General features: G+C 63.0%; 19 protein-coding genes, 1 tRNA gene and 1 pseudogene. 9 read left to right on the top strand and 12 right to left on the bottom strand.

The window, feature by feature from the left end; all coding sequences use genetic code 11:
• Positions 1 to 176: 176 nt before the first annotated feature.
• From AC6H4Z_RS15870 to AC6H4Z_RS15860, 3 genes are all read left to right on the top strand, one after another.
• Positions 177 to 1,748 (top strand): hypothetical protein, encoded by a 1,572-nt coding sequence (locus AC6H4Z_RS15870; protein ID WP_497542933.1) that lies wholly within the window; start codon positions 177 to 179, stop codon positions 1,746 to 1,748.
• Between the two features lie 86 nt (positions 1,749 to 1,834).
• Positions 1,835 to 2,452: a TetR/AcrR family transcriptional regulator gene (locus tag AC6H4Z_RS15865; RefSeq protein WP_497542932.1), complete on the top strand. Its 618-nt coding sequence runs from the start codon at positions 1,835 to 1,837 to the stop codon at positions 2,450 to 2,452.
• A gap of 6 nt (positions 2,453 to 2,458) precedes the next feature.
• Positions 2,459 to 4,090: a SulP family inorganic anion transporter gene (locus AC6H4Z_RS15860; protein WP_497542931.1), complete on the top strand. Its 1,632-nt coding sequence runs from the start codon at positions 2,459 to 2,461 to the stop codon at positions 4,088 to 4,090.
• Between the two features lie 102 nt (positions 4,091 to 4,192).
• Here the strand turns inward: AC6H4Z_RS15860 and AC6H4Z_RS15855 are convergent, their stop codons facing one another.
• The 11 genes and pseudogenes from AC6H4Z_RS15855 to AC6H4Z_RS15805 form a co-directional block, all read right to left on the bottom strand.
• Positions 4,193 to 4,636, bottom strand: a complete 444-nt coding sequence (locus tag AC6H4Z_RS15855; protein ID WP_497547054.1) for a TonB-dependent receptor plug domain-containing protein — start codon at positions 4,634 to 4,636, stop codon at positions 4,193 to 4,195.
• A gap of 81 nt (positions 4,637 to 4,717) precedes the next feature.
• Positions 4,718 to 5,050 (bottom strand): annotated as a pseudogene (locus AC6H4Z_RS15850) (carboxypeptidase-like regulatory domain-containing protein); the annotation flags it as partial.
• Positions 5,051 to 5,386: 336 nt separating this feature from the next.
• Positions 5,387 to 6,487: a redox-regulated ATPase YchF gene (ychF, locus tag AC6H4Z_RS15845; protein ID WP_497542930.1), complete on the bottom strand. Its 1,101-nt coding sequence runs from the start codon at positions 6,485 to 6,487 to the stop codon at positions 5,387 to 5,389.
• A gap of 143 nt (positions 6,488 to 6,630) precedes the next feature.
• Positions 6,631 to 7,212: an aminoacyl-tRNA hydrolase gene (pth, locus tag AC6H4Z_RS15840; protein ID WP_497542929.1), complete on the bottom strand. Its 582-nt coding sequence runs from the start codon at positions 7,210 to 7,212 to the stop codon at positions 6,631 to 6,633.
• 77 nt (positions 7,213 to 7,289) lie between these two features.
• Positions 7,290 to 7,946 (bottom strand): 50S ribosomal protein L25/general stress protein Ctc, encoded by a 657-nt coding sequence (locus AC6H4Z_RS15835; RefSeq protein ID WP_497542928.1) that lies wholly within the window; start codon positions 7,944 to 7,946, stop codon positions 7,290 to 7,292.
• Positions 7,947 to 8,085: 139 nt separating this feature from the next.
• Positions 8,086 to 9,039 (bottom strand): ribose-phosphate diphosphokinase, encoded by a 954-nt coding sequence (locus tag AC6H4Z_RS15830; RefSeq protein WP_497542927.1) that lies wholly within the window; start codon positions 9,037 to 9,039, stop codon positions 8,086 to 8,088.
• A 91-nt stretch (positions 9,040 to 9,130) separates the two neighbouring features.
• Positions 9,131 to 9,201: transfer RNA gene (locus AC6H4Z_RS15825), tRNA-Gln, on the bottom strand.
• Positions 9,202 to 9,286: 85 nt separating this feature from the next.
• Positions 9,287 to 10,174, bottom strand: a complete 888-nt coding sequence (ispE, locus tag AC6H4Z_RS15820) for a 4-(cytidine 5'-diphospho)-2-C-methyl-D-erythritol kinase (protein WP_497542926.1) — start codon at positions 10,172 to 10,174, stop codon at positions 9,287 to 9,289.
• Positions 10,171 to 11,187: a lysylphosphatidylglycerol synthase transmembrane domain-containing protein gene (locus tag AC6H4Z_RS15815; RefSeq protein WP_497542925.1), complete on the bottom strand. Its 1,017-nt coding sequence runs from the start codon at positions 11,185 to 11,187 to the stop codon at positions 10,171 to 10,173. Before AC6H4Z_RS15815 ends, ispE begins: the two co-directional genes overlap by 4 nt.
• A gap of 6 nt (positions 11,188 to 11,193) precedes the next feature.
• Entirely contained in the window at positions 11,194 to 12,870 is a 1,677-nt protein-coding gene (locus AC6H4Z_RS15810; RefSeq protein ID WP_497542924.1) for an Hpt domain-containing protein, read from the bottom strand.
• Positions 12,871 to 12,900: 30 nt separating this feature from the next.
• On the bottom strand, positions 12,901 to 13,629 hold the full coding sequence (locus AC6H4Z_RS15805) for a pyridoxine 5'-phosphate synthase (RefSeq protein ID WP_497542923.1): 729 nt from the start codon (positions 13,627 to 13,629) through the stop codon (positions 12,901 to 12,903).
• An 84-nt stretch (positions 13,630 to 13,713) separates the two neighbouring features.
• On the opposite strand from AC6H4Z_RS15805, the gene AC6H4Z_RS15800 reads away from it, so the two are divergent.
• A complete protein-coding gene (locus tag AC6H4Z_RS15800) occupies positions 13,714 to 14,190 on the top strand; it encodes a hypothetical protein (RefSeq protein WP_497542922.1) in 477 nt (158 codons plus the stop codon).
• Between the two features lies 1 nt (position 14,191).
• On the opposite strand, the gene mce is transcribed toward AC6H4Z_RS15800, so the two are convergent.
• Positions 14,192 to 14,611 (bottom strand): methylmalonyl-CoA epimerase, encoded by a 420-nt coding sequence (mce, locus tag AC6H4Z_RS15795; protein ID WP_497542921.1) that lies wholly within the window; start codon positions 14,609 to 14,611, stop codon positions 14,192 to 14,194.
• 51 nt (positions 14,612 to 14,662) lie between these two features.
• On the opposite strand from mce, the gene trxA reads away from it, so the two are divergent.
• From trxA to AC6H4Z_RS15770, 5 genes are all read left to right on the top strand, one after another.
• On the top strand, positions 14,663 to 14,998 hold the full coding sequence (gene trxA, locus AC6H4Z_RS15790; RefSeq protein WP_497542920.1) for a thioredoxin: 336 nt from the start codon (positions 14,663 to 14,665) through the stop codon (positions 14,996 to 14,998).
• Positions 14,999 to 15,078: 80 nt separating this feature from the next.
• A complete protein-coding gene (locus AC6H4Z_RS15785) occupies positions 15,079 to 16,056 on the top strand; it encodes a hypothetical protein (protein ID WP_497542919.1) in 978 nt (325 codons plus the stop codon).
• Positions 16,041 to 16,916: a 16S rRNA (cytidine(1402)-2'-O)-methyltransferase gene (rsmI, locus tag AC6H4Z_RS15780; RefSeq protein WP_497542918.1), complete on the top strand. Its 876-nt coding sequence runs from the start codon at positions 16,041 to 16,043 to the stop codon at positions 16,914 to 16,916. Before AC6H4Z_RS15785 ends, rsmI begins: the two co-directional genes overlap by 16 nt.
• Positions 16,913 to 17,599, top strand: coding sequence for a DUF4159 domain-containing protein (locus AC6H4Z_RS15775; RefSeq protein WP_497542917.1), 687 nt, complete (start codon positions 16,913 to 16,915; stop codon positions 17,597 to 17,599). Before rsmI ends, AC6H4Z_RS15775 begins: the two co-directional genes overlap by 4 nt.
• Complete coding sequence (locus tag AC6H4Z_RS15770; protein ID WP_497542916.1) at positions 17,596 to 21,201, top strand: hypothetical protein; 3,606 nt, start codon at positions 17,596 to 17,598, stop codon at positions 21,199 to 21,201. Before AC6H4Z_RS15775 ends, AC6H4Z_RS15770 begins: the two co-directional genes overlap by 4 nt.
• Positions 21,202 to 21,210: the final 9 nt, after the last annotated feature.

Here is a 21,210-nt window from a genome sequence, read left to right as displayed (position 1 = left end):
CAGTGGCGCCGGTCAAGAGTAAAATTATATGACAATTTATATTAGAATAGATCTCTAATATTCTAATAATTGAATTGTCGTATTGACGCCGACTCCTACGGGCGATAGCCTGGCGACCTCGTCAGTGCTCGGGTGCTGGACCGAACCCTCGCCACCTGCCATCGGTGTCATTCGCCATGAGGAAAGTCTGGGACCTCGCCCGCCGGCGCCTGCGCGTCGAAGAGGGGCTGCTCGTCATCGCGGCATGCGTCAACGTCGCCGTTGTTCTATCGGCGAAGTACTTCCCGTACGTCGATGCCACCAATCACCTGGCGCGCTACGTGTTCATCGCACGAAGCTGGTCGGGCATGGCGCCGCCGGGCGTCCACTTCTCGTGGCGGCCCACCGGATACATCGCGCTCGATCTCGTGGGCGCGGGACTGGTCGCGATGGTGTCCCCCGAGGCCACGCTGCGGATCTTCACCGTCGCGGCCATCCTGATGCCGTCGATTGGGCTCTACGCGCTCCTTCGCACCACGGCGCCGGCGCAGCGAGGGTGGTCGTTGGTCGGGCTGCTCCTGGCCTGCAACTGGTACATCGTCGTCGGCTTTCTCAGCTACACCATTGGCGTCGGCCTCGCGTTCCTCTGGCTCGCGCTGTGGTGGAAAACCAGAGGCAGTCGGCGGCTGTGGAGTCGCGCGGCGCTCGTCGCCTTTGCGCTTCTCTTGTACCTCGTCCACCTGGCGGCGATTGCGATCATTCTTGTCGTGCTCTTCATGCACATCGCCGTGATGGCGACGATCGCGCTTCGGAATCGACGCCTCGGTCCAGCGGCACCATCGCCGGAACTCTGGCAGAACCTTCGACTTCTCGCCGTGGTGCTTGCAGGCGTTGCGCTACTCTGGACAGCGATGAAGATCAGCGGGCCGCACTTTGCGGGTGTCACCGGAAAGCTCGAGTTCCGCACGCCATCGGAGAAAGTCGCCCATCTCTTCGCGCCGTTCTTCATCTTTTCCGCCGCGCAGTGCGCGGTCCTACTCGGCGCACTCGTCGCATCCGCGGTCGCTCTGGCAGTCACGTCGCGGCCAACAGTGCGCTCAGACGCGTGGCTGTTGTCGGCACTCGCCCTTCTCGCCGCCTACGTGATTTTTCCAGTCACGTTCCTCGGGGCATACGACGCCGATATCCGGTTCATCCTACCCGGTGTTTTACTCGCCTTCTGCGCACGTCCCAGCCGCGCGATCCGACTGCCGCGGTTGGCGCTACTCATACCGTTTGTCGGCGTGGTTCTCCACGCGTCGGTGGTTCGCGCAAATCTTCGAGAGATCGACGTCGACCTCGAGAACTACCGTCGGGTTCTCGCTGCCCTTCCAACGAGTGCGCACGTCCTGCCGCTCGTATCAGATCGAGAGCGGCACGGCCGCGCTGATCCGTATCGGCACTTCATCCATTGGCGCGGGATCGAGCTGAATCAGATTGCGCCGGGTCTCTTTGCGTCGAAAGCGACGGCGCCGTATCTCGCGCACTTCGAAGCGCCGATCGTGTACAACCCCGATGAGAAATGGGGCACGCGAGAGTTTGATCCGCTCGATTGGTCGCGAATTCGGCAGGAATACGAATTCATCGCGGAATTGGGCGACGACGAACGGGCGGGGCGGCTCATCCGCGCCGGTGCGCGCGAAATGAGGCATGTCGGCGACATCCGTCTCTATCGTGTCGATGCGGCCATCGTCGCGTCAGCCGCCGGCGAGATTCATCAGCCGAGGTGACGGTCGCACCGCCTCCGGTACCGCCATTGAACGGACGGTCAATGTGACATAGTTTCCATTGAACGAACGGTCAATACGGAGGCTGCATGCCTGGGACCAAGATCGCCGAGGCGCTTCGTCGAGAGCAGATCGTGCGTGCTGCCTACGAGTTGGCGAGTCGCAACGGACTGCAGGCGACGACCATCCGCGACGTCGCCCGCATCGGCGAGATGAGCACCGGGTTGGTCATCTTTCACTTCGGGACGAAGGAACGTCTCGTGCTCGCGTTGCTCGATTGGGTGCTCGAGTCGACCGTGTCGCTGCATACGAGTCCCGAGATCCTGGCGATTGACGACCCGCTCGATCGCCTCGTTGCGCTCGTTCGGCAGGAAATTGCGCGAGTACTCAGCAACCCGCGGCGCAACAGGGTGTTCCTCGAATTCTGGACGCAGGGGCCATCCATTCGCGGAGTGCGCACGCGGATGCAGCGCGATCTCGATCGCTATCGGGAAGCATTTCGCCCCTTCGTCGAGGCGGCCCTGCAGGCGCATCCAGATCGATTCGCCGACGTTAGCGTTGCAAGCCTCACGTCGATCGTCGTGAGCCTCATCAAAGGGTGCGCACTTCAGTCGCTGGTCGAATCCAGGCTCGACGTCGACGCCATTCTCGTTGCCGCGGAGCGCGTGCTCGCCGCACCGATGGTTAGTTCGGTGGTCGCGGACTAACGAGCAATGCTCGTCCCGAAACTCGCGACGACGATTCGATCCTACGATCGCGCGCAGTTCGGTCGGGACATTGTTGCTGGGTTGATCGTTGGTGTCGTCGCGTTGCCGTTGGCGATCGCGTTCGCCATCGCAAGCGGAGTGACACCCGATCGCGGCCTCTGGACCGCGATTGTTGCCGGGCTCCTCATCTCGGCGCTCGGCGGCTCTCGCGTGCAAATCGGCGGGCCGACCGGCGCGTTCGTCGTGATCGTGTATGGGGTCGTCCAGAAGTACGGGATCGACGGCCTCATCGTCGCAACCATGATGGCAGGCGTCCTACTCATCGTGATGGGGCTCGCGAAGCTGGGCAGCGCCATCAAGTTCATTCCGCACCCGGTGATCACTGGATTCACGAGCGGAATCGCCGTGATCATCTTCTCGAGTCAGATCAAGGATCTATTCGGGCTACGCATGGGTGCGGTGCCGGCGGAATTTCTCGCCAAATGGGCTGCATTCGCCGAGCACGCGAGCGTGGCGACGCCGTGGGCCGTCGTAGTTGCCGGCGCATCGCTGGCGATCATTCTCGCCTGGCCGAGAATTTCGCACAGAATCCCTGGACCGTTCGTCGCGCTCGTCGTCACAACGGTCGCGGTCCGCGCGATGCATCTCCCGGTGGAAACGATCGGCTCGCGTTTCGGCGCATTGAACGCAGCGATTCCACACCCCCAGATCCCGCACCTCTCGTTCGTGCAGCTCACTGCGCTCGTAGCACCCGCATTTACGATCGCAATGCTCGCCGCGATCGAGTCGCTGCTCTCGGCGGTCGTTGCGGACGGGATGATCGGCGGCCGTCATCGATCCAACATGGAGCTCGTTGCGCAGGGCGTTGCCAACATCGCCTCGTCGCTGGTCGGCGGCATTCCGGCGACGGGTGCCATTGCACGTACCGCGACGAACATCAAGAACGGCGGTCGCACTCCGATTGCTGGAATCACGCATGCGCTGACGCTGCTGCTGATCACGCTCTTTTTCGGACGTTACGCCGCGCTGATTCCTCTCGCGACGCTCGCCGCGATTCTCGTCGTCGTCGCGTATCACATGAGCGAGTGGCGAACCTTTCGCGGCGAGTTGCACGCGCCGAAGAGTGACGTCGCGGTGTTGTTGACCACCTTCAGTCTTACCGTCCTCGTCGATCTGACGGTCGCGATCTCCGTCGGAATGGTGCTCGCCGCATTCCTATTCATTCGACGCATGGCGACCGTCACGAACGTCGACATCATTTCGGGCGGCATTGAGGACGATCTGTCAGGCGACCCGGCCGAGCCGTGGCGTCGAACGCTCCCGTATGGCGCGGTGGTGTTCGACATCCATGGTCCGTTTTTCTTTGGCGCCGTCGAAGCGTTCCGAGAAACGCTCGATCACCTCGCGGAGCATCCAAGAGTTCTGATCATCCGAATGCGGGATGTGCAGGCGTTGGACTCGACGGGCATTCACGCGCTGAGAGACGTCGTGCGCCGGAGTCGCCGGACGGGATCAGACGTCCTGCTTGTCGATGTTCAGTCGCAGCCGCGCGCCGCCCTCGAGTCGTCAGGCGCGCTCGACGAGATTGGGGCGGCGAATGTGTTTGCGGAGATCGAGGATGCGCTGGCGAGCGTGTGACCGGATCCCACTCTCAGAATACTTGGGATCTTCCTTAGCGCTCAGCCGAGTCGTGCGGTGACGACTGGACATCGCGTCGAACGCTCCGTGATCACGCTGTTTTCAAGGACGGGGCGATTTTCTCGACGCGCCGAACCGCGTGTACGCGTAGATCGCTCCACATGCGTTGCCCATCACTTCCAACGGTAACTCCGTCGGTCCGCGATAGATCTCGAGTGATTCGAGATCCGATGGTCGCAGGTTAGCGAGAGTGCGCGAGACCTCCGACTGCGCCACTCGCGTTCCGTCGATCACAAGGGCCACGAGATTGTCAGAGCCAGAGGTTGCATCGCCGGCTGCTCGAGACTGCGACGCCCCGAGCAACGCGCCCTGGCACTGCGCGAAACTCACATGCATCGCGTGGAGGTCTGCCGAGATGTGCACTCCGGGGACGCGGCCTAGTATCGCGCCGAGCGTCGTCGATTCGAGCGAATCCAACTGCTCTCGTGTGACGAAATGACCTACTCCACGCGCCCGCCGTTGATAGAACTCATCAAGACGCGACACTGGTCCATACTCTTGCGGCTTTGAGGCCGCGTCGCGGACTACCACAGTGTCCAGTACTAGTCCAAGCCGTTCCATTTGAATGGTCTGCTGAACCGTACCATCATCTTCGACGGAAACCGCCATCGCATGAATTCGATATCCGACCTTGCGTGCGGACAACTTGTAGAATCCGGTGGGAACCATCTCGATTCGAAAACCGCCGAGTGAATCCGACTCCGAGGAAAGGTTTCGGCCAGCGGGGGGCGGTCCTAACCGCGTCAACTCAATCGAGACGCCAGCGAGCGGGCGTCCATCCGCAACCACATTCCCGCTGACGACGCCAACCCGCGAGAGGCGGGCTTGTCTGCCGCGCCAATCCCCGGTCCTGCTCGCGAGGGTCAAAGCACAAGCGACCAGCAGGCCTAATGAGGTCATCGGTTGGTCTGTTTGATCGCGACGATTCTATGATCGATCGCGCCTCGACAACTGCCTATGGCAGAATTGCATCGCACTCGAGGACGGCCAAAGTTCTGGCTCGGCAATTCGAGTAGCCACGTTTCTGTGACTTGCTCAAGAATGCGCCGACGCGCAAGGGCTATACGCGAATTATCATGAGGGACTGTTCACCCCGATTCAGTCGGTACGACACTGGGGATCCGCGTCGCGTGCTTCGATGACGGTGCCGTCCTAAAGCAGGACTGGCGGGTACAATCCGAACAGTTTGAGCAACGTCGAGAGCTGCAATCGGCTATCTGCTCCGGTCCGCTACCCTCACACGTTGAAGCGGAACAGCATCACGTCGCCGTCCTGCACGACGTACTCTTTGCCTTCCGACCGCACGACGCCCTTTTCACGCGCAACCTTCCATCCGTTGTTCGCGAGAAAATCGTCGTAGCCCACCGTCTCGGCGCGAATGAATCCGCGTTCGAAGTCCGTGTGAATCACGCCCGCTGCCTGTGGCGCCGTATCGCCGCGATGAATCGTCCACGCGCGCACTTCCTGCTCGCCGGCCGTGAAGTAAGTCTGCAGTCCGAGCAGGTGATACCCAGCCCGAATCAACCGATCGAGCCCCGCCGACTCCAATCCAAGCGACTCGAGAAAACCCTTACGATCCTCGTCGGGCAGTTCGGCGAGTTCTGATTCGATCTTGGCGGAGAAGGGGACAACTTCGGCGTGTTCGCCGCTCGCCCTGACCGCTTCGCGCAGCTTCGCGATGTGCGATCCTTCCTCGCCGGCTAACTCCGCGTCGGTCACGTTCGCCGCATACAGAACGGGCTTGAGCGTGAGCAGCGACAACGGTGCGAGGACCGCCTTGTCCTCTGCCGAGAGGCCCACATGCCAGAGTGCTTTTCCGTCGGAGAGCGGCGCGAACGCCCGCTCGAGTGCGCCCAGCTCCGCCAATGCTTCCTTGTCGCCCGTCTTCGACGCGCGCTTCACACGATCGAGTCGCTTCTCGACCACGGAGAGATCGGCAAGCGCGAGCTCGAACTCGATTACCTCGCGATCGCGAACCGGATCGACCGAGCCCATGACGTGTAACACGTCGTCGTCGTCGAACGCACGGACGACGTGGACGACTGCATCAGTCTCGCGAATGTTCGAGAGAAATTGATTGCCAAGTCCCTCGCCTTGCGACGCGCCTTTGACCAAGCCGGCGATGTCGACGAATTCCACCGCCGCGGGAACGGTGCGCTGCGGTTCGACGATGCGCGCGAGCTCATCGAGTCGCGGATCGGGTACGTTCACTCGCCCGACGTTCGGGTCCTTGGTCGCGAACGGATAGTTCGCCGCCAGCACACCGGCCGACGTGAGCGCATTGAACAACGTCGATTTGCCGACGTTGGGAAGTCCGACGATACCGAGACGAAGCATGAGAGAACTATCTAGAGGGGCGGCGCGGGCGGATTGATGCGCGCACTAATAGCGAAATCTGATCGGGCTGACGTTGGTGGTCTCAGGTCTGAGGTCTCGGGTTCGAGGGACTACCCAGAGACCTCAGACCTCAGACCTGTGACCTAGACTGCCAGGTCGCCCGTAAACTTATTCATCACAGGAACGATCCCTTCCTTCATCCAAAGCTCGAGCGCGCCGGTGAACGTCGGGAAAAGATCGCGCACCACCGCTTCCTCGCGCTTTCCGAAATCGTCGAGCACGTAGTCCTTCAGCTCGCCGCGACGCGACGGATCTTCCGGCGCGATTCCGACGCGAAGTCGCGAGTATTCCTGTGACTTTACAACGGACTCGATGCTCTTGAGGCCGTTGTGTCCGCCCGCGCTGCCTTTGGCGCGAAAGCGGTAGCGGCCGAGCGGCAGCGCGACTTCGTCGACGACGATCATCAGGTCTGTCGCTGCCGACCAGAACGGGCGTCGAAGATACGGCCGAAGCACAGCGCCGCTCAGATTCATGTACGTAAGCGGTTTGATCAGGCGCACCTTCGTGCCGCCGACCATTCCGTTGATGACGCGCGCATCGCCGTCCTTCTTCCATCCGTCAAAACGCCAAACGTCGGCAAGGTGGTCGACGACCCACCAGCCGACGTTGTGGCGCGTGCGCTCGTACTCTTTGCCCGGGTTTCCCAATCCGACGATGACTTTCATTGGCTCGTCGTCGCGTGCCGCGCCGGAACTGTCCCGGCGCGGTCGCCACCCGAACAGGAACCCGAACACGAGGCGACTTACTTAGCGTCTTCCTCGGCGTCAGCCTTCGCCTTGCGGATGAGTTCCGGCTCGCCAGCACCCGGCGTGGCCTCACCCTCCGTCGTCGTCGCTGTCTCGGTCTTCGGCGCGTTGCAAACGCAGACCGTCGCATTCGGCTCGTCGAGAATCGCGACGCCTGCTGGCAGCTTGAGGTCGCGGATGTGGTAGCTGTGTCCGACCGTCAGCGGGGTGACGTCGACGTCGATGTGATCAGGAATCGCCGACGGATCGACGCGCAGGTGGACCTGGTGCATCGTTTCTTCGAGGATACCGCCCGAGTTGCGCACGCCATCGGCCGTGCCGACGAAGCGCAGCGGAATGCTGACGGTGATCTTTTCGCCAGCCACGAGCTGCTGGAAATCGATGTGAACGATGGTGCGCTTGAAGGGGTGGCGCTGGATCTCGCGGATGAGCGTCTTGGAAACCTTGCCTTCGACGCTCAGCTCGATGACCGTGCTGCCGGCCGAGTGCTGCTGAAGAAGCTTCTCGACTTCGCGCGTGTTGATGGTCAGCGACTGCGGGTCACGGCCATGGCCGTAGATGACCGCCGGCACCGAGCCGGCCTGACGAAGCTTGCGTGCGATGCCCGTTCCGCGATCGCTGCGGAGCGTGGCGTTCAGTGATGCTGTTGCCATTTCAGTAATTCCAGTTTGATAAATTGCACCTTCGCAGCCAATTCGCTTCGGTCTTTGTTACTCTCGGGAGGCTGCGTCCTCCCTACCATTGGGACCGAGCGACCGCACGAAGCCCGGAGGCTCCGCACTACACGAGCGATTAGTCGAAGAGCGAGCTCACCGACTGTTCGCTGTGCGTGAACCGAATCGCCTTTGCAAGCAATTCGCCAACCGATAGCGTCAACAATGCCTTGGGGCGCCGTTCTGGTGGCGTCGCGATCGTATCAGTGACCGCGATCTCCTTGATCGGCGCATCGTTCAACCGCTTGACCGCCGGGCCGGACAGCAGCGCGTGCGTCGCGCAGCAATAGATGTCCTTGGCGCCCAGGCTGCGAAGCGCATTCGCCGCTTCGGACACCGTGCCCGCCGTATCGATCATGTCGTCGACGAGAATACAATCACGTCCTTCGACTTCACCAACGACGTTCACGACTTCCGACACGTTCGGTTGCGGACGACGCTTGTCGATGATCGCGAGCGTTGCGTTCAAGCGCTTGGCAAAACCACGCGCCATCTTCGCGGAGCCGACGTCCGGCGCCACGACGACCGGATCGATCAACTGCATTTTCCGGTAGTGCGCCGTGAACACGGGCATCGCGTACAGGTGATCGACGGGGACGTCGAAGAATCCCTGCAACTGATGCTGGTGAAAGTCGACGCCGAGTACGCGATCGACACCCGCTGCGACGATCATGTTCGCCATGAGCTTGGCGCCGATCGGCACGCGCGGTTGGTCCTTTCGATCTTGTCTAGCGTAGCCGTAATACGGCATCACGCACGTGATTCGCGCCGCCGACGCTCGCCGAGCCGCGTCGATCAGGAGCAGCAGCTCCATGATGTTTTCCGCGGGCGGATTCGTCGGTTGCAGAATGAACACGTCGTTGCCGCGGACGTTTTCGTCGATGCGCACAGACAGCTCGCCGTCGGCAAACCGTCCGAGGTTCACTCGACAAAGGTCAACGCCGAGGTTCCGTGCGATTTCCTCCGCCAGCGCTCGATTGGCGCTACCAGACAACAGCTTGAGGCCGTGACTTGGGACTGCTAGTCCATCCATCGGTGGCTCAGAGAATGACGGGGAAAACGGGCGGGGAAAGGGCAAGCCGAGCTCGGCGGGCAACCATCGCTCCGCCGAACCGCTGCCAGAATTGCCCCCGGTGGATTCGAACCACCATTCTCGGATCCAAAGACCGATGTCCTGCCATTGGACGAGGGGGCAAACGACGGTTCCAAGACAGTCTTGAAATAAACCCTCGTCACGGGCGCAGGTCAAATCCCGGCGCCACATGAACCTCGGTTGGGAGCTAGGCGCTGGCCCGGCCGACGATCTCGACCGGCAGAACCTGCTCACTCGTCCGCGAAACCACGGTTCTCGGCTGCGCCAGAACGGTGGGGCGGGGCTCCCGGTCAAAGACGCCAAACACCGTCGAGCCGGAGCCGCTCATCATAGAGATCAGCGCATCCGCCGATTCCAGTTGGCGGACGAGCTGCGCAATCTCCGGGTGCCGAGCGCCTACGGGTCCCTCAAAATCGTTCGTTGCAATGGCTGCAAGCGATTCCCACGTGGCGACCGCCTCCGGATCGAGGACCGACGCGGTGGGCACATATGCCCCACGGTCCGACGACACCCAGCCGTACGCGTCCGCGGTAGAAACCGCGAATTCCGGGACGCACAGCACGATTGGCCGTGCATCGAGAGGTCGCACCGGAAAGAGGCGCTCCCCACGTCCCCAACCCAGCGCCATCGGACTCTCGATGGTCATGAACGGGACGTCCGCGCCAAGCGCCGTTGCCAGCTCGACGAGTCCGCGGCCCAGCGGCTTTGGCGACAGCGCGTCAAGCGCGCGGAGCACCGCCCCCGCGTCCGCGCTCCCGCCGCCGAGTCCGCCACCGACAGGGATCTTCTTCTCGATCTCGATCGCGAACCCGTTCGGCCAGCCCGTCGCTTCCATGTATGCCAGCGCGGCGCGATACGCGAGGTTCCGCTCCACGGGGCCAAGACCAACCGCCGGCACCGCAGTTCCGGTACAATCGAGCCCTCGGCCGGATGCCACGCGCACGGTGACGTCGTCGGCAAGGTCGATCCGAGCGAAAATCGTTTCGATCGAGTGATAGCCGCTCGTTTCCCGAGCAAGCACGCGGAGGAGCAGGTTGACCTTCGCCTGCGCCGAAACGCGGGCAGCGAGGCTCACTGCGATCCGCTCGTCGCCGCGGACCCGATTGCCGTCATCGTCAGGCCCATACGCGCGAAGTAGTACGCGCCAAGGAGCGTGATCGGGATGAGCGATGCGACATGGAACAGCAGCGCCCAGGTCGCCGCGTCGGACTGGCCGATGCCGTAGAGGCCGAGGGCCGTGATCGCCATGAATTCGAACACACCGAAGAAACCGGGCGCCGCGGGGAGCGACACACCAACCACGATGAGTCCCTGCACGAACAGCGTCGCCGACCACGGGACGTCGATACCGACGGCTTGGAAACCGAGCCAGAAGGCCAGCGGCTGCACGAGCCAATGGAGCAACGTCCACCAGAATACGCCCAGGAAGTGCGCCGGCGACCGCAAGACACTCAGTCCTTCAGCGAAGCTGCGCAGCATGTCGCTACCGCGCTTTTCCACCGTCGGCGAGACCTTTCGAGCGAACGCTTCGAAAAATCGAATGAGCGTATCTGGAAAAAAAACGAGCGAGTACAGAATGATTAGCAGCGCGATCGGCGCCGCAGCAAACGCCTTGACCAACTGCGACATCGGGTGGCCGAGCACCGTGGCGCCGGCGGGGAAGTCGGGCGACCACATGGCGACGGCGAGCAGCAGCAGCACGACGATCGCATCGAACACGCGATCGACGACGAGCGACGCGAGCGCCGTCGGAAACGTGACCTGTGGTTCTTCGCGCGACAGCGCATAGGCGCGCGCGAATTCACCCGCGCGGAGCGGAATCACGTTGTTGACCATCGTGCCGATGGCCGTTGCGCGCCACAACTCGCCGAAAGGGAGATCTTGAACGACCGGATCGAGGATCGTCCGCCAACGGCGGGCACGCAGCGGGAACATCAGCGTTGCGGTGCCGACCGACAGCCCCAACAGCCAGTAATTCGCGTCGCGCGCCAGTTCGATCGCCTTGGTCCAATCGACCTTGTGAAACGCGAAGTACAGGCAGGCGATACTGATCGCGATGCCGAGCGCGCCCTTGCCCCCGAACTTCATTGTTTGCTACTCCGCGCGTGCAAGCTCGATGAGATCGAAGAGCTCGTCGAGTGCTTCCCGGTCGTCGAATGCGCCCGAATGCTTCATCTCGTCGCGCAGTTCGGCAGCGCGATCGAGAGCGGCGCGTCCTCGATAGAGCAGTGACTCGATTGGCACCAGATGACTGTCGTCATCCTCGGCGATTGGCGCGGGCGTAAGATGCCGGCGCGCCGAAAACGAGTCGAGCGAGGCGATGCCGCGATCGAGCAGCGACGGGGGCACCTGAGCGGCGACGGGCATTGGTATTGGCGGCGCGATTGGTTCGCGCGACGGCGCTGGAGTCGGTGGCGCTTGAGTCGGTGGCGCTGCTGGCGGAGTGGGAGTGGGCCGAGCGACGACCGGCGCGGGACGAATCGTTGGCGCTGGTGGCGCCGAAGGTGCCGCTGCCACTGGTGGCGTGGCGCGTCCAAAGCCAGCGCCGATGGCGCTCGCGAGCTCGCGTCCGCCAGAAATCTCGCGCAGCCGCGCGAGCAGACGTTCGCCGTTCGAGCCAGGTTCAGTTAGCGCGGAAGCGAGATCGTCGAGGCCACTCAGACTCAGGAAGTCGATGTTCGTCGTTGCACGATTCTGCGCGCGGATGAACTCGGCGATATCGTGCTCGCCAAAACTCTCCGCCGCGGCCTGCAATGCCTGAAGTGCACGACGCACATCGCGTTCGATCCGCGGCGACGCCGCGGCATCGCCCGCCTTGCGCGCCGAATGAATCACCTGGTGCAGATGCTCGCCAAGGCTGACGAGCTCTAGACGAAAGCGTTCGTTGGCCGTCGTTGGCGGATGCTGCGATGCTTCGACGACATTTGCGCCGCCATCCTCGTAGAACAGCTTGGCGATTGGCACGACGCGTTCGCGATCACCTTCGCGTGCTTCCACCGCGGCGCGAGCCGATTCGAATGCATCGCGCGTTGGGTCTGGCGCGTGCACGTCACCGCCCACGCGGAGCAGCGACGAAAGTGTACGCAGATAGCCCGCTGCTGCCTCGAGCAGCCGGCGAGCGTCTGGCGTCAGCTCTTCGCGCGACAGCTCCAGGCCACGCGCTGCATCTTCCGTCGCTTCGAGCGTATCGGCGAGCGGAACGATTTCCTTCACGCCCGCCACACCGCGGAGCGCGCGAATTCGGCGCAGCACGTTCGTGGCGGTGTCCTGATCGCCCGATCGCGCGGACAGCAATTCCAGCCCGGCGGCGATATTCGCTGCCTCGGTCGCGAGAAACGGAGAGGATCCTCCCGTCGACGATACGCTTGCGGTGCTCGTCGGCGTCGCAGTGGCGCGCGCCGGGGCGAAGCGCGCGAGCTCCCCGGCGCGCTCCCGTGCGCGACGATCCTCGGCAGGCGTCCACGCGCGTGTTGCATGCAGCAGAGACTTTAGGTCGTCGATGGCGGCGACGACTGCGCCAGACAGCGCGGGATCCCAGCGGAGCAAACCATCCTGCATTGCGCGACCAACGCGTTCGACCGACGCCGCGAGTTCGGCGAATGCGGGAATCTTCGCCATGGTCGCGGTGCCGCGGAGCGCCCGGGCGGCCCGCTGCATTGCTTCGCCATCGGGACCGACTGAGCCGCCACCAAGCAGCAACCCATCGAGCTTCTCGACGTAATCGCTGGCTTCGAGGATGAAAAATTCAAGAAAACCCGCTGCCGCACTCATGCGCGCTCCGTTGGTTGGCGCGAAACGAAGTTAGGAGGACCGACGAGCGACGTCCATGGCTCCGCGGAGCTCATAGACGGCGTTCGCGAGTCCAACAAACACTGCGCGACTCACGACCGCATGTCCGATGTTGAGTTCCTCGATTTCCGGAATGGCGGCGACTGGTCCGACGTTCTGCACCGTGAGTCCATGGCCCGCATGGACCGCTAATCCAACCGACGCACCGCGCGCCGACGCGTCACGCAGTGCGCGCAAGGTTGCCGGATCGGCTGCGTGGTGTGCGTACTGACCCGTGTGCAGCTCGATCGCGGCGGCGCCCAGTTCGCGCGAGCGTTCGACGGTGGCCAGATCCGGCGCAATGAACAAACTCGTACGGATCCCTGCGTCGTTGAGCCGGGCCAGCCCATCGCGAATTCGTCCATGGTCGTGCGTCACATCGAGGCCGCCCTCTGTCGTGATTTCCTCGCGGCGCTCGGGCACGAGTGTCACCTGATGCGGACGCAGCCGGACGGCGAGATCGAGCATTTCCTGGGTGCAGGCCATCTCGAGGTTGAAGACTGTCTTCACAGTTGTGGCGAGACGGGCGATGTCGTCGTCCTGCATATGTCGCCGATCCTCTCGCAGGTGCGCCGTAATTCCATCGGCACCCGCGGCCTCGCAGACGACGGCACCTTCGACGGGATCGGGACTGTCGCCGCGGCGCGCTTGTCGAATCGTCGCGATGTGGTCGACGTTGATGTACAGACGCTGGTGAATCATCCGGACTGTCCCTCGAGAGAGTGGCGGCCGAAAGCAGTTCTAGAACGCGTTCGTGAACCCGGTCCCCGTCATGGAGACGATCGAATGAAGAAAGTAATCATGGGTCTGCTGCTGGTTGGCGGGTGCCAGACCACGCAGCAAACGTTCGCGTCGAGCGCGAGCACGACTGTCGCTTCGAGCCCTGCGGCCCGTCCGGGGCAGATCGGGGCCGCAGACGTCACGATGGCTCTTCAGGGCTTCATGACCGCCGCCAAGAAGACTGACCTGCAGGCGATGTCGAGCTTGTGGGGTGATCAGACCGGCCTTGCACGCGATCGATTCTCGGCCGACGAGCTCCAGAAGCGCGAGCTGTACATCATGCGCTGCCTGCGTCACGATACGTACAACGTCGTTGGCGAGGCGCCGAGCCTGGGTGGTGCGAAAGCCATGGTCGTCCAGGTGTCCTATGGCGACCTGACGCGATCGGCGAACGTCGAAGTCGTGCGTGGTCCGGCAGAGCGCTGGTATGTAAGAGACGTCGATACCAAGGCGCTGCAGGACATCTGCATGCGACACGGCTAGGTCAGTACTCCGATAGCTCGACGAGTACGCCCGACGTGGCCGAGGGGTGCAGAAAGGCGATTCGCTTTCCCTCGGCGCCAAGACGTGGTTGCTCGTCGATGAGTCGAATGCCGTGGGTGCGACAGCGCTCCAGCGTGGCGTCGAGATCCTCGACCGCAAAACAGACGTGATGAATGCCCGGCCCGCGTTTCGCGACGAACTTCGCGATCGGCGAGTCGGGCGTTTCTGCTTCCAGGAGCTCGACCAGCGACGGTCCGGCGGCCAGAGCCGCGATCCGCGCTCCATCCATGTCCTGCAGGGGAACGGTGTCGAGTTCGAGCACGTCGCGATAGAACGAGACGCTCGCATCGAGACCTTGAACAGCGATGCCGATATGGGCGATCGTGGTACCGGTGCGACCTTTGTGAGACGGTGTTTGCATGGCCATTAAGTTATGGCTGTCGGATAGTTGATAGCCACCAGGAGCTTTTTCATGTCGAACGTTATTGCTGTCACAGACGCTGATTTCGAGACCGAAGTCGAGAAGCAAGATGGCTTGACCATCGTCGATTTCTGGGCGACCTGGTGCGGACCGTGCCGGATGATCGCGCCAATTCTCGATCAGCTTGCAACGGAGTATTCGGGGAAGCTGCGCGTCGCCAAGCTGGACGTCGACGCGAACATCAAGACGGGTTCGCGCTTCAACGTTCGGTCGATTCCGACCCTGCTGTTCTTCAAGGGCGGAAAGGTCGTGGATCAGATCATCGGCGCCGTGCCAAAGACGCAGATCGAGGCGAAGGTTCAGCAGCACACCGCTGCCGCTGCCTAGTCGTCGTTGCAGGTGTGCGCGAGCGGGTCGAAGCCGACCCGCTCGACGTACGCGCCTCCGCGCGACATCTTAGGGCCGACATGCCCGCCCCGTTCGCCGCCCTCCGCTTTCCATACAGCCGCGTCCTCCTACCTCGCACGCGGCTCGCCTATATCCACCTTCGCAATCTGCTCACCGATGCGAAGCGTGATCGATCGGCGCGCATCTCGGGGTATGTAGCGATCACGCAGCTCGACGAGCTCGTGATGTTCTACCTCGTCGAAGGCGAGGTCGTCAACGCGACCGTCCGCGATCCGCGTAGTGCGCAAGCCGTCGCCATCACCACCGCGCTCGAGAAAATTCCGAGCGAGCCAGAGTACGGTGAGATCTGCTTTCACGAAGCAGATCCCGAGCAACTCGCGTGCATGTTCAAAACGCAGTCATCGGCGCCGGAGCCGTGGCCGGACACGCTCGTGCCGCACGATCCAGCCGCGCTCTTTCCGTACTTGATGTCGCAGACGTTCGATGGCGTCGTTGAGATCATCGCGAACGACGGCGTCAACTATCTCGTCTTCAAGCACGGCACCGTGGCGCGGGCATTTCTCGCGACGGGCAATCACGGTACGGTCGTGGATCGCGTCGCCAAGCTATTCGCGCGTGACGGAAGAGTCGGCGAACTCCGCGTTGCACGATGGTCGGGCTATGCGCCGCTCCCGGCGCAAGCGCCTCACGGACTCGTGCAAGCCTATCGTGATCTCACCGCGACGCTCGTTCGCCAGCTCGTCGAGCGCGGACGCAATAGCGCTCCGGAGATTGCGGAGCGCGCGCGACAGCAACTACTTGTCACGCATCCGGTGCTCGGCGCCTTCTCTGTCACCGATACGACGCTTGCAGATCCGCTCGCCGACACCGCGGAGTTGACGCATGGCGTTGCCGCGTGGATTCGCGACGTGCTGTGGGCAGCGATCGACCACGACGCGGACCCGCCGGAAGCGCTCTTGCGCGAGCTCACGTGGGAGCGACGGCACATGTTCCAGTCCGCTGGCCTGTACGATCAAATGCCATGGAAAGTCGTGTGAGCGACGCGGCCGCTAGCGGTACTCTTTTCGTCGTCAGCACCCCCATCGGCAACATGGGGGATTTTTCTTTTCGCGCAGTCGACGTGCTCAAATCGGTGAGTGCAATTCTCGCCGAAGACACACGACATACACGGAATCTGCTGACGCGCTATGAGATCGCCGTGCCGATGGTCGCGTATCACGAGCACAACGAGGCCAAGGCGACGCCGCGTCTCGTCGAGCGATTGGTGAGTGGGGAATCGCTGGCGCTGGTTTCCGACGCGGGTACCCCGCTGCTCTCCGATCCCGGCTCGCGACTCATTGCCGCGGCGATCGCCGCCGGTGTGGCGGTGGTGCCGATTCCCGGCGCATCGGCGATGCTCGCGGCGCTCGTCGCGTCGGGACTCGGCGTCGAGCGGTTCACGTTTTTCGGTTTCCTTACACGGACCGGGAGTGAACGGCGGGAAGCATTGGACGAGATTTCAGCCTTGCGCCATACTGCGGTGGTGTACGAATCAGCGAACAGGCTGGTCGCGACGCTCGTCGAGCTGGAGCAACGCGGAAATGGCGATCGAGCGGCGGTCGTGGCCCGCGAAATGACCAAACAGTTCGAGGAAGTGCGGCGAGGAACGGTCGGTGAGCTCCGCGCGTACTATGAAGGTACGCCGCCTCGCGGCGAGCTCGTGCTGCTGATCGGCGGAGCCACTCCGCCCGAGGTGACCGAGCAGGCCGTTCGCGACCGCGTACAGGCCCTTCGGGCTGAAGGGATGAGCAGTCGGGACGCCGCCACACAGGTGGCGCGCGAGTTGGGCGTGTCCAAACGGCAGGCCTACCAAATGGCGCAGGAGCACGGGATGAAAGCACAGGAGAGCGACGAATGATTGGATCCAGGCGCTCACGCGCCGTCGCTCTTGTAGCGCTCGCCATCATCCCGGTTGTCACCGCGCTTCGCGTACCGCCCATTCTGACCATCGCGCGCCTGCAGTATGACGGCGGCGGCGACTGGTATGCGAACCCATCGAGTCTGCCGAATCTGTTGGCGGCCATCCGTCAGCGCACGTCGCTCCAAGTCGACAAGACCGAAGCGCGCGTCACGCTGTCTGACGACAAACTCTGGGACTATCCGTTCATTCACGTCACTGGCCACGGCAACATTCGGTTCAGCGACTCCGAGGTGCTGCGGCTGCGCGAGTACCTGACGCGCGGCGGATTCCTCCATGTCGACGACAATTACGGCATCGATTCGAGTTTTCGCCGCGAGATGAAGCGGGTTTTTCCAGATCGTCCGCTGGTCGACGTTCCGGTGACGCATCCGATCTACCACATCGTTTACGACTTCCCCAAGGGTTTGCCAAAAATCCACGAGCACGACGGACTTCCCGCTCGCGGCTTCGGCATTTTCCTCGGCGATCGTCTCGCAGTGTACTACAGCTTCTCGAGCGATCTCGGGAATGGCTGGGAAGATCCTGAGGTGTATCACGATCCGCCGGAGCTGCACGAAGCGGCACTCCGAATGGGTGTGAACCTCTTCACGTACGCCGTCACGAGTCGCCCGACGCCATGACCGTACTCGAGTTGGTGGACCGCGAACGAACCCGTTTGCGGCGAATGCACATGATCGTGGGGTTGGCGCTCGCTGTTGGCGCGACCTGCCTTTTGCTTGCGATCGGTGCTGGCGCACTCGGCAGCGCACGTTGGATGGCGCTGCCGCGTCCGGTTCCGTTCCTCATTTGGGTGCTGGTGCTCGCAGCCGACGTTGCCGTGGTCGTTTGGACTGCTCGACGACTCGAGCGTCGCACCACGCGTGGTAGTGTTGCCGCGACGATCGAACGCGAGCAGTCAATGCGCGCAGGGGCGCTTCGCGGCGTGTTGGAGGTGGCGAACACGGGTGCACTGGGACGTCGCGCCGCTGATGCTGTCTCGAGCAAGCTCGAACCGGTGAGCGCACGACTCGCTCCCGTCGAACAGCGAACCGTGCGTCGTGGAGCCGCGCAGGCGGCTGGCGTCGCAACGGTTGCCATGGCCGCACTCGCGTTCGCCGTTCCGAATTTCAACGATGGCTTGTTGGCCATCATGCGTCCTGTGCAGGCGTGGCAGGGAACGTTGCTGCCGCGAATCAGCTTCACGAATCTGCCGCCGGCCGTGCTGCGCGGCGAAACTGCACGTTTGCAGATTGCCGCGGCCCAACGCGGAACGATCACGCTGTCGCAACGCGCGCCTGGTGAGGCGTGGGCGACGCAGGTTGTTTCCGTCGACAAACGTACAGGCGTGGCGACGATTGAAGTGGGGCCGCTGCGTGGCGATCTGACGATCGTTGCGACCGACGGCCGCTCCGTGAGCGATACAGCACTGGTTCGTGTCACCGATCGTCCGTTTGTTGGCGCGGTGTCCATGCGCGCGATCTATCCGGCGTATCTCAATCGACAGGCTGAAGGGCTCGCGGTAGGCGAACCTGCGCGTGTTCCGCAGGGCACCGTCATCGAAGTCGCGGGTCGAGCATCGACCGCACTCCACGATGTTCGGTTGGGTAACGGGCCTGATACTGTGTCGCTGCGTGTCAACGATCACGCGTTCGACGGCCGCTTCGAGGCGAAGAAGACCGGTCGCTATTCGTGGCTCGCGATGGGCACGGCGGGTCCAATCGCCGACGTGCCGCCGCCGCTCGAGCTCGAAGTCGTTCCAGATTCCGCGCCGCGTGTCGAACTCGTGTCCCCCGCGATCGACACGATCGTCGCCGGCGACGACAAGATCACGCTTCGCGCAACCGCAAGCGACGATCACGGTCTGGCTCGCGTCGAGATGCTCAGCTGGCGCCAGCCGAGCGCGGGTGGAGCGCAGCCGCCGGTGGCGCAGCGTGTCGCCGAGGCACTCTCCAACGTGTGGGACGGAACCGCCGTGCTCGATCTCGCCCCGCGCGGTCTCAAGCCGGGCGATGCGTTGCACGTCAAGATCGTGGCAACGGACAACTCGCCGTGGGCCCAGCGCGGAGAAAGTCGCGAACTGCTATTAAAGATTCCTACCATGGAAGAGCGTCGCGCCATTGCGCGCGCCTCTATGGATTCCGCCGTCAGTCAGGCGAAGCAGGCCGCCGCGGCCGAGAAGTCGCTGCAGCAGCGCACGAGCGAGGCGACGCGCGATCGGTCGCAGCGCGATGGCTCGCAGGACGCCGCGAGCGGTGCGAATGCCGCCGGCAACAAGCAGGGCAACATGAGCTACGATGCGGCGGAGAAGGCAAAGTCCGTCGCGAAGGATCAGCGCGCGCTGGCCGATCAGGTCAAGCAACTGCAGCAAACGGCCGCTGCGCTCGAGCAACAGCTCAAGCAGGCGAATGCACTCGATAGCAGTCTCGCGCGACAGCTGCAGGAAGCACAGCAGCTACTCCGCGACGCCCTCACGCCGGAGCTTCTTGCGCAGATGCAGAAGCTCGACGATGCGACCAAGCAGCTCTCGCGAGAGCAGTCGCAGTCGTCGCTCAAAGATCTGCAGGCGATGCAGGAAAAGCTGCGCGAGCAGTTGGAGAAGAGCGCCGAGATGTTGAAGCGTGCCGCGCTCGAAGGCGCGATGCAGACGCTCAAGGATGAAGCGAAGGAGATCGCCGAACGCGATCGCGCGCTAGCCGACTCGATTGCCGGCAAGTCGAGTGAAGCGCAGAAAGACGAGGCGAAACAACTCGCTGACCGATCGCAGCGTTTCGAAGACGAGCTGAAGAAGCTGCAGGATCGGCTGGAGAAAGACAAAGCCGATGCCGGTGCATCGAAGACCGAAGATGCACGTAAGCACGCGAACGCAGCCGAAGAAGCGCTGCGTCAGGCGGCTGGCCAGCAGAAGTCGGGCGACAAGCAGCAAGGAGACAAGTCGCAACAGGCGGACAAGGGGCAGCAGGGCGACAAGTCTCAGCAGAGCGATAAATCGCAGCAGAGCGACAAGGCCGACGCGAGTGCCAAGCGCGACTCGGCAGCGAAGAATCAGGCGGCCAGCGGTCAGAAGAACGACCAGAACGGCCAGAAACAAAATGCCCAGCAGAATCAGTCCGGACAGCAGAACCAGAACGGTCAGAGCGGCTCGCAGGGCAACAAACAGGATGGCCAAAAGGGCGGACAGCAGGACGGCCAGAAGAGCGGGCAGAATCAGCAGGGACAGAAGGGCGAGAACATGGAGCAGGGCGCGCGCGATGCCGCGGGCCAGATGGAGCGCGCATCGGAATCGATGAAACAAGCGCGCGAGTCGCAGGTCAACGAATGGAAGTCGGAGTTGAACAACGCGCTCGACCAGGCGATTCAGGAAATGCTACAAATGGCTCGGCAGGAGCAACAGCTCGAGCAGAAGGCGCGGTCGGGACAATCGAAGCCTGAGGAGATGCGCGGCGAGCAGAGCGCTGTGAAGCAGGGACTCGACAACGCGGCGCAGAAGCTCCAGCAGGAAGGACAAAAGACGTCGCTCCTCTCCGGACGCTCGCAGCGTTCCGTGGCCGAAGCGCAACAGAAGGTGAGCGAGGCCACGCAGCAAACCGCCGATTCGCGCGGCGCGCAGCAGGCAGCCAATTCGCTCGGCGAAGCAGCGGACGCGCTCAATCGCGCGGCGTCGTCGCTCGCGCGCGATCGCGAAAAATCAAATACGTCGAGTTCCGCCACGGGCTTCTCCGAGATGATGCAGCAACTCCAGGAGATGGCCAAGAAGCAGGGCTCGATCAACGCGCAGGCGCAGGGACTGTTGCCGGGAATGGGGCAGCCGCAGTCGTCGCAGAATCAGGGCACGGCACGCGCACTGGCGCGCGAGCAGCGTCAGGTTGCGCAGCAGCTTGATGAAGTTGGCGACGCTGTCGGTGGCGATCGTGCCGCGCAGCTCGCCAAGGAAGCGAAAGCGCTGGCCGACGCGCTCGAAGGCGGTCGCCTCGACGCCACCACGGTCGCGCGACAGCAGCAACTCTTCCGCAAACTGCTCGACGCCGGTCGCTCGCTGCAGAAGGAAGAGCGGGACGATTCGAACAAGCGCGAAGCGACGTCGGCTCGAGCGGGCAATGAGCTCAAGCCAGACAATACCAGCGCCAACGGACGTGCGGCCGTAAAATTCCGCGAGCCAAACTGGGACGAGCTCCGCGGTCTGAGCGCTGATCAGCGTCGCGCGATTCTCGAGTACTTCAAGCGAATAAATGCAGGAACACCGTAACGCGGAAAG

This window comes from Leucogemmata humicola (assembly GCF_055379415.1).
This window is presented reverse-complemented; position numbering and strand designations above follow the sequence as displayed.